This is a genomic window from Rhizobium sp. BK491 (assembly GCF_014194925.1).
Classification (GTDB): Bacteria; Pseudomonadota; Alphaproteobacteria; order Rhizobiales; family Rhizobiaceae; genus Rhizobium.
The window spans coordinates 64,158-78,655 of record NZ_JACIAR010000007.1 but is presented as its reverse complement, the minus strand read 5'-3'; the positions used below and the strand labels follow the sequence as shown (position 1 = coordinate 78,655).

Genomic DNA, 14,498 nt, shown 5'->3' with positions numbered 1-14,498 from the left:
AACAACATTTGAGAGGGATTGTCATGTTGTCGGCAAATAGCGCTGAGCGCGCTCAGAGTTACAATGAGGTTGTTGTTGCCTTCGATGCCGAACCGATCTGTCTTCAGTCACTGTTCTCGAAGCAACCACTGGAGCAATTGGATGCCGGCGGAACGTTGTTCTTCGAAGGCGACCAGGCAAAACATCTCTTTGAGCTGGTGGAGGGGGTTCTACGCATTTTCAAGATCATGGCGGACGGCAGGCGCGTCATCACAGGCTTCCTCTATCCTGGCGATCTTGTCGGCGTTTCGCTCAGAAATCACTATCTCTATAGCGCCGAAGCCGTAACCCCAGCGAGATTGCGCCGTTTCTCCCGGAGAGCCTTTGAGGATACGGTTGGCAGCTCGCCGGAGCTGAGGCCGCTGCTTCTTGCCCGCCTCTGCGACGAAATGGCGGCAGCCCAGGATCAAATGGTGTTGCTGTCCTGCAAAAATGCCGAAGAACGGCTTTGCAGTTTCCTGCTGCAGCAACTTCAGCGGAAACGAGAACAGGATCGCTCGTGCAGTGTCGTCGATCTTCCGATGACTCGTCTCGATATCGCCGACTATCTGGGCCTCACGATCGAAACAGTTTCCCGAACCATGACGAGGTTGACAAACAAGGGTATCGTCGGCCCTGCGGGTCGCCATTCCATCCGCATTTTAAAGGCCAGGATGCTTGCACATCTGGCGGGAGAGGGTGATGAATGCGACGATCGCTATTCGCCCGTCATTTCCTTGGATGATGCCCGGCGGCGCCACTAACCGAATGCAAATGGAAGTTCGATGAACGATCGGTCGTTAGGACAGCAAGCCACAGAAACCAGGTTGGACGAAATCGCCCAGATCCTCGATAGCGCGAATATTGTCGTGCACACGTTTGATGGAATCATCCGGAGGTGGACGTCGGGATGCGAGCGGCTCTACGGCTGGACCCAGCAGGAGGCCATTGGCCGGGTGGTTCATGAATTGCTGTCGACAATTTTCCCCGAGCCTCTCGAGGAAATCCGCAGCAAGGTCGCCCGGCATATTGCTTGGCAGGGGGAGCTTGTGCATATGCACAAGGATGGCAGGCCCGTCGTCGTGACGAGCCGTTGGGTCGCGGCATCCTCTGTCGATCCAGACCAACACGTCATTGTTCAAACGAATAATGATATCAGTCACTTAAAGAAAATACAGGCGGATTTGGCTGAGCGTGAGGCTCATCTGCGGTCAATTCTCGCGACTGTCCCCGAATCGATGATTGTGATCGACGAATTAGGGGTTATCGCGTCCTTCAGCACCGCTGCGGAAAAACTGTTTGGATATTCGGCGGGGGATGTGCATGGAAAAAACGTTTCGATGCTGATGCCCTCGCCAGACCGCGAGGCCCATGATGGATATCTTTCGCATTATCTGACAACCGGCGAGCGCCGCATCATCGGTTATGGCCGCGTGGTCAGTGGGCAACGCAAAGACGGCACCGTCTTTCCGATGGAATTGTCGGTTGGCGAGGCGGTCGCCAACGGCAAACGGATATTCACCGGGTTCGTCCGTGACCTGACAAGCCGCCACAAGATCGAAGAGGAACTTCGACAATCACAGAAGATGGAAGCCATAGGCCAATTGACTGGCGGCCTGGCCCATGACTTCAACAATTTGCTGACCGTCATCAGCGGCAACCTGGAAATGATCGAGGCGCGGCTGCAGGATACGAAGCTGCTGTCACTGGTTTCCGAGGCACAGGCGGCCGCCGAGGACGGAGCGAAGCTGACCGCTCAACTCCTTGCCTTTGGTCGTCGCCAGCCTCTCAATCCCAAGCCTATGGACGTCGGTAGATTCGTATCCGGCTTTTCCGGTCTCTTGCGCCGCACATTGGGCGAGGCGATTGAATTGCGAACCGTCATTACCGGCTCTGCGAACGAAGCGCTTGTCGATGGCTCCCAATTGCAAAATGCTCTCCTTAATCTCGCAATCAACGCACGGGATGCGATGCCTCGCGGCGGCCTTTTGTCGATAGAGATTTCGCGCCTGCGGCTCGATGCCGATTACGCACGCATGTATCCCGAGGTCCGCACCGGTGACTATGTGCTGATCGCCGTGACCGATAACGGTGCTGGCATGTCGAGCGAGACGAAGGAGCGCGCTTTCGAGCCGTTCTTTACGACGAAAGGGATGGGGGCTGGCACTGGGCTTGGCCTCAGCATGGTCTATGGCTTTGCCAAGCAATCAGGTGGCCTTGTCCAGCTCTACAGCGAGATCGGCCAAGGCACGAGCGTTCGCATCTTCCTGCCTGCCCAAAAGGCACGAACGGAAATGGAGCCAGTTCATGCAGACGACAAGAAGCCTGACCTTATTCCAAAAGGCTTCGAGCGTATCCTCGTCGTCGAGGACGATGTTCGTGTTCGCCGCGTCACCGTCTCCCGGCTTCTCGATGCCGGATATAGTGTCCTCGAGGCTAGCAATGGAACCGAGGCCCTGGCTCTTTTCCAGGAGAATCACGACATCGCATTGCTGTTTACCGATGTCGTGATGCCGGGCGGCATGACTGGGGATGAACTCGCACATAAAATCCGGGCCATGCGCCCTGAAATCAAGGTGCTGTTTACCTCTGGCTATGCTGAGCCCACGATTGCAGGGCGAGAGTTGGCGGAGACCGGAAGTTGGCTGAAGAAGCCATACACGGCCCGGGAACTGGCCGTTCGCTTGCGCGAGCTCCTTGATTGATTGTCTGCCTCAAACGGCAGCGCTGTGGCGCGCCTTGTCACGTGTCAAGTAGCGATCGAAGCGGGAGGCGATCGTGCGAACGAAAGGTTGTCCTTCCGGCTTCACGAAGAACGTATCTCCGTCGAAGGAAACTATGGCGCCTTCCAAAGCGGCAATTTCCGCCGCCTCGACGAGCAGGGAATCGACCTCGGCTCCGAAAGCTCGCTTCAGGTCGGAGATCGAGAAGGAGAAATTGCACATCAAGCTCTCGATCAACCTGCCGATGATGCGATCGGAAAGCGAAAGTGCGAAGCCGCGCACAGTGGGAAGCTCGCCGGCTCTGACCTTGCGGATATAGTCGACAGCAGAAACTGAGTTCTGGACATAGCCCTGTGGCAGCCTACCGATCGAAGATGCTCCGAATCCGATCAGCGTCTCAGCATCGTCCGTGGTGTATCCTTGGAAATTGCGTCTCATCCTTCCATCGCTGGCCGCGGCGGCAAGATTGTCGTCCCGGTCGGCGAAATGATCGAGACCGAGTGCGATATAGCCGGCTTCCGCCAATTGAGCGGCACCACTGCTTGCCATGTCGAACCGCTCGGCCGGACCGGGAAGGGTGTCTTGATCGATAAGGCTTTGGTGTTTTTTCACCCAGGGAACATGCGCATAGCCGAAGAGCGCAATACGATTTGGCCGCATCGACACGGCAAGATCGATAGTCCGTCGCAGCGTCTCCGTTGTCTGCAGCGGCAGACCGTAGAGAATATCGAGATTGATTGAGCCGATGCCGGTGTTGCGCAGGGCTCCCACGACGGCTTGTGTCTGCTCGAAACTTTGTCGCCGATTGATTGCCCTTTGAACGTGGGGATCGAAATCCTGGACGCCCAGGCTTGCACGCGTGATGCCAAAGCGGTGCCAAGCTTCGAGTTTATCGTGGTCAACATTGCGCGGGTCGATCTCGACGCTGATCTCACAATCCAAATCCAGGTCGAAAGCATCATCGAGTTTCGCACGAAGACTGTCGATGTCGTCAGGTTCGATCACGGTCGGCGAGCCGCCACCGAAGTGGACGGCGCTCACATGCCGCCGACCCGGAAGGGTCCGCGCTGCAAGTGCGATCTCCGCCCCAAGCGCGTCCAGATAATCGGCAACGGGATCGTAGCGTCGTACCTGCTTGGTATGACAGCCGCAAAACCAGCAGAGCTGATCGCAAAAGGGCACATGCAAGTAAAGCGAGACGGGTTTATGTGGATCCGTCTCGCCAAGCCATCTGGCATAGCACATGCCGTCAATGCCACCGTGAAAATGCGGCGCCGTGGGATAGCTGGTGTATCGTGGCACAGGTTGAGCGTAACGGGCAAGCGAACTTGTGAACACGGGAGGGTCTTTCAATTGATCGGGCAGAGGGATCGATTGGGTGGGCATGGGCCGGGCGATGTCCCCGGCCGCCGGGGCACTATCCGCGCTTGTTCTTCTCGGTATTGTCGTCAACGAGTTCGTACCACATCGCGTTGAGGACGGCGAAGGCGGCTGCAAGCGGGAAGCCGAGAAGCCAGGCGAAATACCACATGTTCTTTCTCCTTGTATGGGATTTAGTAGGCGTGACCGTTCTTGTCGTTGACCGTCTTCTCGTCGACCTTGCCCCAGAGCACGCGATAGACCCATGCGGTGTAGGCAAGCACGATCGGCAGGAAGATCAGCACTGCGATCAGCATGACGAACAGCGTCATATGGCTTGAGGACGCGTCCCAGACCGTGAGGCTGGAGCGGACGTCGAGCGAAGAAGGCAGGATGAAGGGGAACATCGAGACGCCGACCGTCGAGATGATGCCGAAGATGGCGAGCTTGCTGAAGAGCAGTGGCGCCACTTCACGGCGAGCAGTCATCGACAGCAGCGTAGCGATGGCACCAATGAAGCCGAAGATCGGAGCGGCCATCATCCACGGATGGTTGCCGTAATTTGCAAACCAGGCACCAGTGCCGTGATCGACCGTCTTCAACAGCGGATTGGACGGACCGATGGGATCGATCTGGCTGGTAATGCGATAACCGTCGACGCCGTACCAGAGAGCAAGGCCGCCAAGGGCAAAAAGCACGATCGTCGCAAGTGCCGCCAGACTGCCATAGCTGCGTGCGCGTTCCGCGACAACGCCGCTGGTTTTGAGCTGCAGCCATGCCGCACCATGCATGGCGAGCATGGCGACGGAGAGAAGGCCGCAGAGTAAGGCATAGGGATTGAGCAGGCCGAAGAACGAGCCTTCATAATAGATCCGCATATCATTATCGAAGCGGAAGGGTACGCCTTGCAGCACGTTGCCGACCGCAACCCCGAAGATCAGCGAGGGAACGAAGCCGCCGATAAACAGCGCCCAATCCCAGCCTGCCTTCCAGCGGGCGCTCTCGCGCTTGGACCGGTATTTGAACGCCACCGGCCTGAGGATGAGCGCGAATAGGATTGCGAACATCGCAAGATAGAAACCGGAGAAGGAGACCGCGTAAAGCGGCGGCCAGGCGGCGAAGATCGCGCCGCCGCCAAGCAGTAGCCAGACCTGGTTGCCCTCCCATGTCGGGCCGACGGAATTGATGGCGATGCGCCGCTCCGTATCGGTCTTTGCGACGAATGGCAGCAGCGCGCCGACGCCGAGGTCGAAACCGTCGGTGACGGCAAAGCCGATCAAAAGGACGCCGAGAAGCAGCCACCAGATGATGCGCAGGGTTTCGTAATCGATCAACTCATGAAGGATCATGGTGGTTACTCCGCAGCAGGAATGAGAGTTTTGGAGGTGAGGCCGGCTTCTGGCTCGTCGCCCAGTTGCGGGCCTTTGCGAATGGCTTTCACCATCAGACTCATTTCGATAACGATCAGCGCCGTGTAGATCGCCGCAAAACCAAGCAACGTGATCAGGACGCTAACGGCTCCAAGATTGGAAACGGCAGCGGCGGTTGGCAAAACGCCTTCGATAACCCAGGGTTGGCGGCCGAATTCCGCAACCACCCAGCCAAGCTCGATCGCGACCCAGGGCAGCGGAATGGCGAAGACGGCGATCCTCAATAGCAACGGATATCGATCGAGTTTCCGCCGTGCCGAGAGCCAGAAGAAGACCATCATCAGCAGGATGAAGAACATCCCGAGGCCGACCATGATGCGGAAGGACCAGAAGAGCGTCGGCACATTCGGAATGGTGTCGCGAGCGGCCTGGGCGATTTGCTCCTCCGTTGCCTGGCGTGGATCGTCGACATAGCGCTTGAGCAGCAGAGCATAGCCGAGCTCGTGGCCGATATCCTCGAAGGAGGTGCGGGCAGTGGCCACATCCTGTGAGACTCCTCCGGGCGTTGCCGGCTTGGCAGCGCGGATCTTCATCAGCGCATCATAGGCCTTGATGCCCTCGCGAATATGGTTCTTGGCTTGCTCCTCGAGCTTGTCGATGCCAGGGATTTCCGTCGTCAGCGATCGCGTGCCGATCAGGCCCATGGCCCATGGAATGTGAATGGCATAGTGGGTCTCGCGAGCCTCTTGATCTGGAAAGCCGAAGGCGGTGAAGGCGGCCGGCGCCGGTTCGGTCTTCCACATGGCTTCGATCGCCGCGAGCTTCATCTTCTGATGCTCGGTCGTGAGATAACCGCTCTCGTCACCCAGCACGACGACCGACAAAGCAGAAGCGAGACCGAAAGACGCGGCAACCGTCATCGAGCGCTTTGCAAGCTCGACGCTGCGGCCATTGACAAGATACCAGGCCGAAACACCCAGCACGAAGATCGAGGCACAGACATAGCCGGCCGAGACGGTGTGAACGAATTTCGCCTGCGCCACCGGATTGAAGACGACATCGAAGAAACTGACGATCTCCATGCGCATGGTTTGCGGATTGAGCGCCGAGCCTGCCGGGTTCTGCATCCAGCCATTGGCGATCAGGATCCACAGCGCCGAGAAGTTCGATCCCAGCGCAACCGCCCAGGTGGCGACCAAGTGGCCGACCTTGGACAGCTTGTCCCAGCCGAAGAAGAACAGACCGACGAAAGTCGCCTCGAGGAAGAAGGCCATCAATCCTTCGATCGCCAGCGGCGCGCCAAAAATATCGCCGACATAATAGCTGTAGTAGCTCCAGTTCATGCCGAACTGGAATTCCATCACGATGCCGGTGGCGACGCCGAGCACGAAGTTGATGCCGAAGAGCGTCCCCCAGAATTTCGTCATCTGCCGCCAGATCTGGCGGCCGGTCATGACATAGGTCGTCTCCATGATGGCAAGCAGCACGGAAAGGCCGAGCGTCAATGGTACAAATAAGAAGTGATACAGCGCTGTCATGGCGAACTGTAGGCGTGATAGCGCCACGATATCGAGTTCCATAGTCTTTCTCCCACGCTCCAAAAGGTGGTTGATGCACCGCAGCCTTGAACGGCCTTGGCTATGATTGATCGGTCAGATGTCTCAGTCCTGCCTCAGCCGGGTGAGCTCTGCATCAAATTCGGTTTCTCCCCGCCGCGCGGTCGCGACGATGCGGCCCTCGTCGAGAACGACGATCCGATCGGCGATCTCGGCTTCGCGACGGATATGTGTGGCGATGACCAGCGACCGGCCGCAGCCGCTATCGGCAAGGCGCCGCATGACATCCCGTCCGGTTTCGCGGTCCAGACCTTCGGTCGGCTCGTCGAGCAGCCAGAGTTTGGTACCGCGCAGGAACAGGCGGGCAAGCGCCAGGCGACGGGATTGTCCGCCAGACAGACCAAGACCGCCTTCGCCGAGGCGGGTGTCGAGGCCATTCGGCTGGGACAGTACGTTTTCCAGGAGGCCGGCATCCGAAAGCGCCATATAGAGCATCTCGTCGTCAGCATCCGGCGCGGCAAGACGTAAGTTATCCCGTAGACTGTCTTGGAACAGCTCCGTGCGCTGGGTGAGCATCGTGGCCGGAGCGGTCTCGACCACGCCGCGTTCGATCGCGAGTTCACCGGCGAGGACGGCAAGCAGGGTCGACTTTCCGGCTCCGCTCGGGCCGATTACCGCGAGATGCTCGCCCAGTGCCAGCGAAAGCGTGATGTCTTCAAGCGAAGCCACCGCTGCTCCGTCATATCGGGCGGAGACGCCGGAGACTCGGACGGCCAGGCCGTCTGGCGGCGTCAGATGTGCGGAGGGATGAGCAGTCTGTACCAGACGAGGTGAAAGGCGGCGGGCGGCAAGCACGGTACGGCCGAGTTCCAGCGCCCCACGGCGCAGCGCTGCAAAGGGTTCGAGCGCCGCGAGGGCCATCAGCAGGCCGAGAGCGGCCAATGGTGCATCGATAATGCCGCGTTCCGCCAGCGAGGTGACCGTCAGCAAAGTGCCCGATAGAAGCGCTGCGGAGGCAAGGCCAAAACTCACCGTAACTCCGCTTTCGATCCGGTTCAGTCTGTCGTCTGCCTCGGCCAGACGGCGATCAGCGGCAGCGATCGCTGTGCATTGCGCCTGCAGTCTGCCGGCCATGACGAGTTCGGTCTGTCCGGCGACGAGATCGACAGTACGCGAGCGTAGTGCCTCGATCGCATGAGCGCGTTGCCGCGCCGGTTTCAGCGCCAAGCGCCCCGCAATGATTGGAATGCCGAGACCGGCAGCGAGAAGCCATAGGCCGGCGAGCAGACCGAACGGAACCGACAGCAGCATCAGTGCGATGCTGACCGCCAGGCCTGAGACAATAGCGATGGCGGCCGGCACAAGGACGCGCAAATAGAGGGAATCGAGCGCATCGACATCCGCCGTCAGCCGGAAAAGCAACTTGGCTGGCCTGCGCATCAACATCGTTGCCGCACTGGGTGCCGCCCAGCCGCGAAACAGATTTTCGCGCAGCGCAGCGAGCATGCCGAGCGTGGCATCATGGGTGGTCACTCGTTCGCCGTAGCGTGCAGCGGTGCGGAGGATCGCCAGCAGCCTGATGCCCGCCGATGGAGCAAAGACATCGAAGGCGATGGCTGTCGCGGTGAGGCCAGCGAGTGAGGCGGCCGTGATGAACCAGCCCGACAGACCGAGGAGTGCGATGCCGGCGCACACGGTCAAGGCCGACAAGAGGGTGCCGAGCAGTAATGCGCGGCCGCGCGCTGCCAGGAAAAGCCGACAGATGGGGTAAAGAGCGGAGACTATCGACGTCATGCCGCTTCCTCCCGGACCGATGCGTCGATATGGATGATCCGGCCCATCCTTGCAGCCAGAACCGGGTCATGTGTGGCAACAACGAGTGTCCGTCCGCGGGCGATTGCCAACAATGCATCGGTGACTTCACGTGCGGTTTCGGTGTCGAGATGCGCGGTCGGCTCGTCTGCGAGGATGATGTCGACATGCGGGGTTGCGGCGGCACGGGCAATCGCCAATCTGAGCGCTTCGCCGCCGGACAGGCCTGCCCCGCCTTCGCCGATGGACATGGCGCCGTGCTGGGTCACAGTTCGCCGCAGATGGGCAAGGTCAATCGCTTGTTGTACCGCGCGCGGGCTGACTTCGGGTCGGCCGAGCGTGATGTTGCTGGTCATCGTGCCGGCAAAAATATGCGGCCGTTGACCGATCCAGGCCATGCGCCGTCGCAGTGCGAACGCGGAAATATCATTAAGTCGCTGCCCGCCGACATGGATCATGCCACTCTCTGAACAAACAAGACCAGCAATCAACGACAACATGGTCGTCTTGCCCGCACCGCTTTCTCCCAGGAGAGCTACATGCTCACCGGCTGCGATCGCCAGGCCGAAACCGTCGAAAACAGGCATTTGTCCGCGCCCGTGCCGGAAGCAGAGCCGATCGACATCGATTGACGGCAACGTACGATCACGGCTGGTTTCCGCCACCCTTTCATCGCGCCAGCCCGGCAACGTCATGCCGGTGCTGGATAGTGCATCGAGAGCGTCCAGGGCTGCCTCTCCGGCTGCCCGGTCGTGCCAGACTGCCGATAGTTCTCGCAGAGGCTCGAAGAAGCTCGGAGCCAACAGGAGAATGAACAGACCTTGCGTCAGGCTCAATCTCCCGGACCATGTGCCGACATCGATTGCGCCGAGCAGATTGAAGCCGACATAGACGGCCATTGCCGCAACGCCCAGTGCGGCGAACAACTCCAAGACTGCCGAGGATAGAAAGGCTATCTTGAGCACAGCCATGGTTCGCATCTTGAGCTGTTCTGCATCAGCCCGCAGTCGCAAGGCGGTGCGATCGACGGCGCCGAGCGCGCGAATAGTGGCAAGGCCGCGCAGCCGGTCGAGGAGAAAAGCATTGAGCCCGCCGGTCTCGGCCAGTTGCTTTTCGCTTGCAGCCTTGGCTTGCCAGCCGATCAAGGCCATGAACATGGGGATCAGTGGCGCCGTAAAGAGCAGGATGAGGGCTGCAAGCCAGGAGACCGGTGCAATGCAGATGAGGATGACCAGTGGGACGGCACTTGCTTTCAGCCGTGCCGGTCGAAAGCGAGCGAGATAGGGCACGATGGTTTCAGCCTGCTCGGCGATGAGGCTTGCGGCAAAACCGGACGCTGGACGATCGCTGTCTAGTGGCGATCGGGCGGCGAGTGCTGTAGCGGCAATCTCGCGCCGCCGGCTCAGTTCTGCGCGCGCGGCTTGAAAGGCCAAACGTCCGCCCAAGGAATCCAGTCCGGCACGCAAGGCGCCAAGGAGGAAGACGAACAGCGCCGGTATCGCCGTTGCCGTTGTGCCATGTCTGTCAGCGATCACGCCTATTCCACTGGCAAGCAAGGCTGCTTGGGGAATCCACAGGAGTGACGCCAGCGTTTGCACCAGAGCGGCAGGTGACAATTTGGCGCGCATTGTTCTTGGCGACCGGTCTTTTGGGGAAGACGGTTGGATTGAGCTGTCGGTGACGTCGGTCTCCGCTTCTCGTCTGACTTCCGATCCCGTATCGAAGAATGCGGTGGTCATCGTGCCTGCCTCTTGTCGATGGGGTTGGCGGTCATGGGCTTGCGACCGAGCAAACGACGCGCGTCTTCGCTACCTCGACAAGCCCGAGATGAGTGGGGGAAGATTGGACGACAGGCGCAAGGCTCATGATGATTTCCGTCGCTTCAGTGACTTTAGACAATTCTAAATGCACTTCATTAGGCAATTCTAAATTCACTTCATTCGGTGCCAGATTTTTGGGTTGGTCTGGACTGTCTGCACGGTGAACTCGACGTTTAGTAATCTGCCTGTGACGCTTCAGCTTTGACCTAGGTCAACTTCGAGAAGCTATGAGAGACGGGTCTTGCCAGGCAGGGTCTCCGCCAGTGCGGGAAAAGCTCGGTCGTCGCCAGCAGCTAGTTTTGGGCTGTCTGAGGAATCCAGATGGCGGTCAAAACGGGGCATCGAGCCAGTCGTTCGCCGCCCCGCCATATCGTCGTTTCTTGCGCCTACGGCGATTGCGTTGTTCAGACCGCTTCACTCGGCGCTGGCATGGCAACACCGAGATAGGGATCGATCCATGTGATCTGGTCGGTAACGGACTTGACGCCAGGCACATTCTCCGCTGCAACCTTGGCTGCCAGTCGCTCTCTTTCGTCGAAGATAGTGCCGGACAATTCGACAACGCCGTTCTGAACGCTGACTTTTATGAAGCCATTTTGGCTCCAGCTCTGATGGGCGAGCTCGGCAATGACCGCCTCGGCGATCTGATCGTCGCTGGCCTGAACCTTCTTCTTTGGCAGCATGTTCGCCAGCGCCCGCAACAGGTCTGATCGGCAGACCATCCCGATCACTTTGCCTTGGACGACGACAGGCAAGCGCTTGATCCCATGCTTTTCCATCAGGTCGACGACAACGGTGAGCGTGGCATTGGGAGCAATAGTGACAACCTCCGACGTCATCACTTCTTCAACGTTGCGGCCATGTGAAAGAACATACTCATCAGCAAGCTTGCCGGGGCTGGTCAGAAACTCGAGCAGCCAGGATCGCTTGCGCTCCGTCTGCAATTCCGAGCGGCGAAGGAAATCGCCTTCGCTGACAATGCCGACAATGTTTCCGCCGGCATCAACGACTGGAAGACCGCTGACGTGACGGTCGAGCATTATTGTCGCCGCATCCACGACAGATGTTTTGGGACTTACGGTGATAGCTGGTGCGTTCATGATTTCTTGAATGAGCATGGTCGTCTCCCGGCGATGGGTTTGGTTTGTGGCGCCGATAGGGGGTTGGGTTGTTCCATGCCGAGAAGGTTACAGACCACACGACTGCCATGCTTTGATCGACATCAAATGAGCCAGGCTGATTGCGATCATCGACAAGCCGTTTCGTGGGACAATGGACCGCCTGTTTGAAAGATGCCCGGCAACTTCAGTCGGCCAAAGCTAGAGAGTTTCACTAGAAGGCTACTGTGGAACGAACATCATCCCGGCTGCGACCGCCATCAACGCGACCGTGGCCCAGCCGATGCATGCGGCCCCTTTCCCGATCGTGTATGGACCCATGATCTTGCGGTTTGACGCCAGCAACAGAATGACGGCAATCAGCGGGACTGCGAGCAAACCATTTATAACAGCGCTCCAGAACAATGCGTTCATCGGGGTGATCGGCGAATACTGAATGATCAGCGCCAGCAACACACTTATGGCGATTACGCTGTAAAAACCCCGAGCGTCATTTGGACTGCGCTCCAGGCCGAATTTCCATCCCATGGCCTCGGCAAGTGCATAGCCGGCGGAGCCGGCGAGAACGGGCACGCCGATGAGACCGACGCCTAGAATTCCGAGCGCGAAGATAAGTGCGGCAAAGGGTCCGGCCAGCGGCCGCAGTGCGCTTGCTGCTTGCGCGGCCGTGTCGATCTGCGTGATGCCGGCGACATTGAGCGTCACGGCGGTCGCCAATATGATGAAGAAAGCCGTGAGATTGGAGTAGAGCATGCCACTCCATGTATCCCAGCCAATACGGCGAAGTTCCTTGGGAGCTCTCGCACTGTCTCTGGACAAAGGCATTGAATCGGGAACGGCATTCATATCCTCCACCTCTTCCGATGCCTGCCAGAAGAAGAGGTAAGGACTGATCGTAGTCCCAAAGACGCCGACGACGACCGCAGCATAGGTCGGTGTTGGAGTGATCGTCGGCCATATCGTCCTCAAGGCAACTTGCTGCCAGTCGATATGGACGGTGAAGAGGACCGCAGCATAGGCCAGGAGCGAAATCGTCAGCCACTTCAGGAACGCGACATAGCGGTGATACGGGATGAAGACCTGAAGCGCGAGCGTCCCAAAGACGAACAACATTGTCATCAGGTGCCGGTTGAAGCCTGTCACCAGCTCCGCGACCTCGCCCATCGCGGCAACATCGGCGGCGATATTCAGAATATTGGCGATCAGGAGCGAGAAAACGACGGCGTAGAGGACCACCGGTGGAAATGCGGTCTTTATGTTCGCCGCCAGGCCCTGTCCGGTCACACGTCCGATCCGTGCACAGGTCGCTTGGACGACCGCCATCATTGGAAATGACACCGGCATTGTCCAGAGCATGTTCAGGCCGAATTGCGCTCCCGCCTGGGAGTAAGTGGCGATGCCGCTCGGATCATCGTCGGCGACGCCGGTGATCAGGCCTGGACCCACGCTCGCGAGTGGGTGTTGTCGCAGGCAAGCAAGACGACCCGACAATCGCGATCGCCACGAGGATTGTCCAATTGTGACGAGTTCCTGACTCATTGGCCACGGTCTCGCGTCGTTGAAACGCTGACGGTGTCCGAAGGCAGGAGCGTTGTCCGATCGACATATCCATTGATTCCTCGAATTCCCTCCACAAGCGTTCGGATCGCGTTTTGTTGGATATTGGACTCGAGGAATCCCTGTACTTGTACCTGGCCGTCTTTGACGATGACGTCGACCTTGTTGCTACCAATTCCAAGATCTGCGGCCAGCCGGGTCTTGATGGCGAGCTTTATGGCGTCATCGCCCTTAGCGACGTGTCGACCAGGCGCGTCGATGACCAGATTGATCAAATCGCATCGACTGACAATACCGACAAGACGACGGTTGCTAATGACCGGAACTCGCTTGATTTTGTGGGACAGCATCAGGTTACCAATCCGCCCTACATCCGTTTCGGGAGTTACGCTGATAACCTCGCGGTGCATCGCCTCGCCAACCGACCAGCCGTAGATTTGAATGTAAGTGTTCAAACCATGCCGATCATCTTGCTCGAACACGTCTTTGGCCGACGACGCCCAATTGTCGCCGACGCGTCGCATGAGATCCCCTTCGGTCAGGATGCCGCAGACCGCGCCATCGTCGTCAATCACAGGAAGACCGCTGATATCATTGGCGCGCAAGAGCAGCGCCGCGTTTCGGACGCTCATCGTCGGCGTGGCTGTGATGACATTCCGTGTCATGATGTCTTTGGCTTGCACGACAGCTCTCCATCTTCACTTGCGTTGGTTATTCCCGCTATTGCGCGGCGCCCATAGAATCGCAGGCACGCCAGAAGCCGCGCGATGCCGTCCTCAGGCATCGTTTCGGATTGATTCCAGAACGATCGCCTGCTCTTGGGCCGACGCCAGCAATTCTTCCGCATATTCCTCAGCGGACTTCGTGTCGGTTCCACACAGTCTGGCGTCATGGCATTTGCGATCGATGGCGTGCCGCATTGCGTTGATGAGATCTGCTCTCTCGCCGATGTCGTGAAGACGTATCAGACGGGTGAGCGCCGTCAGCGCGATGAGTTCAAGAACCATCATGCGGCCTTCCACCTCGCCGAGAGAAGGAATGGCTTTAGAGGCTGCACCGCCCAGGCTGTCGCGTTTGGCTCTCAGCATTGGTTTGTTCCTTCATGGGTTTGGTTGCAGAAAGCAGTCTGCGGATATTCGCTGCTGCGGCATTGATCAGAATCAAT

Annotated in this window: 12 protein-coding genes; 2 read left to right on the top strand and 10 right to left on the bottom strand. The window is 58.7% G+C overall.

Features of this window, described 5'->3' with window-relative positions:
* Window positions 1-23: 23 nt before the first annotated feature.
* Together FHX05_RS25080 and FHX05_RS25075 are read left to right on the top strand one after the other, a co-directional pair.
* Complete coding sequence (locus tag FHX05_RS25080; RefSeq protein WP_183712524.1) at window positions 24-782, top strand: helix-turn-helix domain-containing protein; 759 nt, start codon at window positions 24-26, stop codon at window positions 780-782.
* 21 nt (window positions 783-803) lie between these two features.
* Complete coding sequence (locus FHX05_RS25075) at window positions 804-2,723, top strand: PAS domain-containing sensor histidine kinase (RefSeq protein ID WP_183875227.1); 1,920 nt, start codon at window positions 804-806, stop codon at window positions 2,721-2,723.
* Window positions 2,724-2,732: 9 nt separating this feature from the next.
* Here FHX05_RS25075 and hemN read toward each other — a convergent pair whose 3' ends face one another.
* The 10 genes from hemN to FHX05_RS25025 all read right to left on the bottom strand — a co-directional run bounded on the left by hemN (window position 2,733) and on the right by FHX05_RS25025 (window position 14,421).
* Window positions 2,733-4,079, bottom strand: coding sequence for an oxygen-independent coproporphyrinogen III oxidase (hemN, locus tag FHX05_RS25070; protein ID WP_348648341.1), 1,347 nt, complete (start codon window positions 4,077-4,079; stop codon window positions 2,733-2,735).
* Between the two features lie 79 nt (window positions 4,080-4,158).
* The gene (gene cydX / locus FHX05_RS25065) at window positions 4,159-4,272 is read right to left on the bottom strand and encodes a cytochrome bd-I oxidase subunit CydX (protein ID WP_112338802.1); all 114 of its coding nucleotides are present in this window, start codon (window positions 4,270-4,272) and stop codon (window positions 4,159-4,161) included.
* 22 nt (window positions 4,273-4,294) lie between these two features.
* Entirely contained in the window at window positions 4,295-5,449 is a 1,155-nt protein-coding gene (cydB, locus tag FHX05_RS25060; RefSeq protein WP_183875222.1) for a cytochrome d ubiquinol oxidase subunit II, read from the bottom strand.
* 5 nt (window positions 5,450-5,454) lie between these two features.
* Entirely contained in the window at window positions 5,455-7,050 is a 1,596-nt protein-coding gene (locus FHX05_RS25055) for a cytochrome ubiquinol oxidase subunit I (protein ID WP_112606556.1), read from the bottom strand.
* A gap of 81 nt (window positions 7,051-7,131) precedes the next feature.
* Window positions 7,132-8,820 carry a thiol reductant ABC exporter subunit CydC gene (gene cydC / locus FHX05_RS25050; RefSeq protein WP_183875220.1) on the bottom strand — a complete coding sequence of 563 codons (1,689 nt, stop codon included), beginning with the start codon at window positions 8,818-8,820 and terminating at the stop codon, window positions 7,132-7,134.
* A complete protein-coding gene (cydD, locus tag FHX05_RS25045; RefSeq protein WP_183875218.1) occupies window positions 8,817-10,577 on the bottom strand; it encodes a thiol reductant ABC exporter subunit CydD in 1,761 nt (586 codons plus the stop codon). Before cydD ends, cydC begins: the two co-directional genes overlap by 4 nt.
* A gap of 485 nt (window positions 10,578-11,062) precedes the next feature.
* Window positions 11,063-11,776: a CBS domain-containing protein gene (locus FHX05_RS25040; protein WP_183875216.1), complete on the bottom strand. Its 714-nt coding sequence runs from the start codon at window positions 11,774-11,776 to the stop codon at window positions 11,063-11,065.
* Window positions 11,777-11,998: 222 nt separating this feature from the next.
* Window positions 11,999-13,222 carry a divalent metal cation transporter gene (locus tag FHX05_RS25035; RefSeq protein ID WP_348648340.1) on the bottom strand — a complete coding sequence of 408 codons (1,224 nt, stop codon included), beginning with the start codon at window positions 13,220-13,222 and terminating at the stop codon, window positions 11,999-12,001.
* 89 nt (window positions 13,223-13,311) lie between these two features.
* Window positions 13,312-14,016, bottom strand: coding sequence for a CBS domain-containing protein (locus tag FHX05_RS25030; protein ID WP_112606548.1), 705 nt, complete (start codon window positions 14,014-14,016; stop codon window positions 13,312-13,314).
* Window positions 14,017-14,109: 93 nt separating this feature from the next.
* Window positions 14,110-14,421 (bottom strand): hypothetical protein, encoded by a 312-nt coding sequence (locus FHX05_RS25025; RefSeq protein ID WP_183875213.1) that lies wholly within the window; start codon window positions 14,419-14,421, stop codon window positions 14,110-14,112.
* Window positions 14,422-14,498 lie beyond the last annotated feature (77 nt).

Bases quoted from the DNA above. Each gene is read 5' to 3' on its own strand.
- cydX (WP_112338802.1), bottom strand. From the start codon at position 4,272: ATGTGGTATTTCGCCTGGCTTCTCGGCTTCCCGCTTGCAGCCGCCTTC.
- cydB (WP_183875222.1), bottom strand. From the start codon at position 5,449: ATGATCCTTCATGAGTTGATCGATTACGAAACCCTGCGCATCATCTGG.
- FHX05_RS25080 (WP_183712524.1), top strand. From the start codon at position 24: ATGTTGTCGGCAAATAGCGCTGAGCGCGCTCAGAGTTACAATGAGGTT.
- FHX05_RS25055 (WP_112606556.1), bottom strand. From the start codon at position 7,050: ATGGAACTCGATATCGTGGCGCTATCACGCCTACAGTTCGCCATGACA.
- FHX05_RS25025 (WP_183875213.1), bottom strand. From the start codon at position 14,421: ATGCTGAGAGCCAAACGCGACAGCCTGGGCGGTGCAGCCTCTAAAGCC.
- FHX05_RS25075 (WP_183875227.1), top strand. From the start codon at position 804: ATGAACGATCGGTCGTTAGGACAGCAAGCCACAGAAACCAGGTTGGAC.
- FHX05_RS25040 (WP_183875216.1), bottom strand. From the start codon at position 11,776: ATGCTCATTCAAGAAATCATGAACGCACCAGCTATCACCGTAAGTCCC.
- cydD (WP_183875218.1), bottom strand. From the start codon at position 10,577: ATGACCACCGCATTCTTCGATACGGGATCGGAAGTCAGACGAGAAGCG.
- cydC (WP_183875220.1), bottom strand. From the start codon at position 8,820: ATGACGTCGATAGTCTCCGCTCTTTACCCCATCTGTCGGCTTTTCCTG.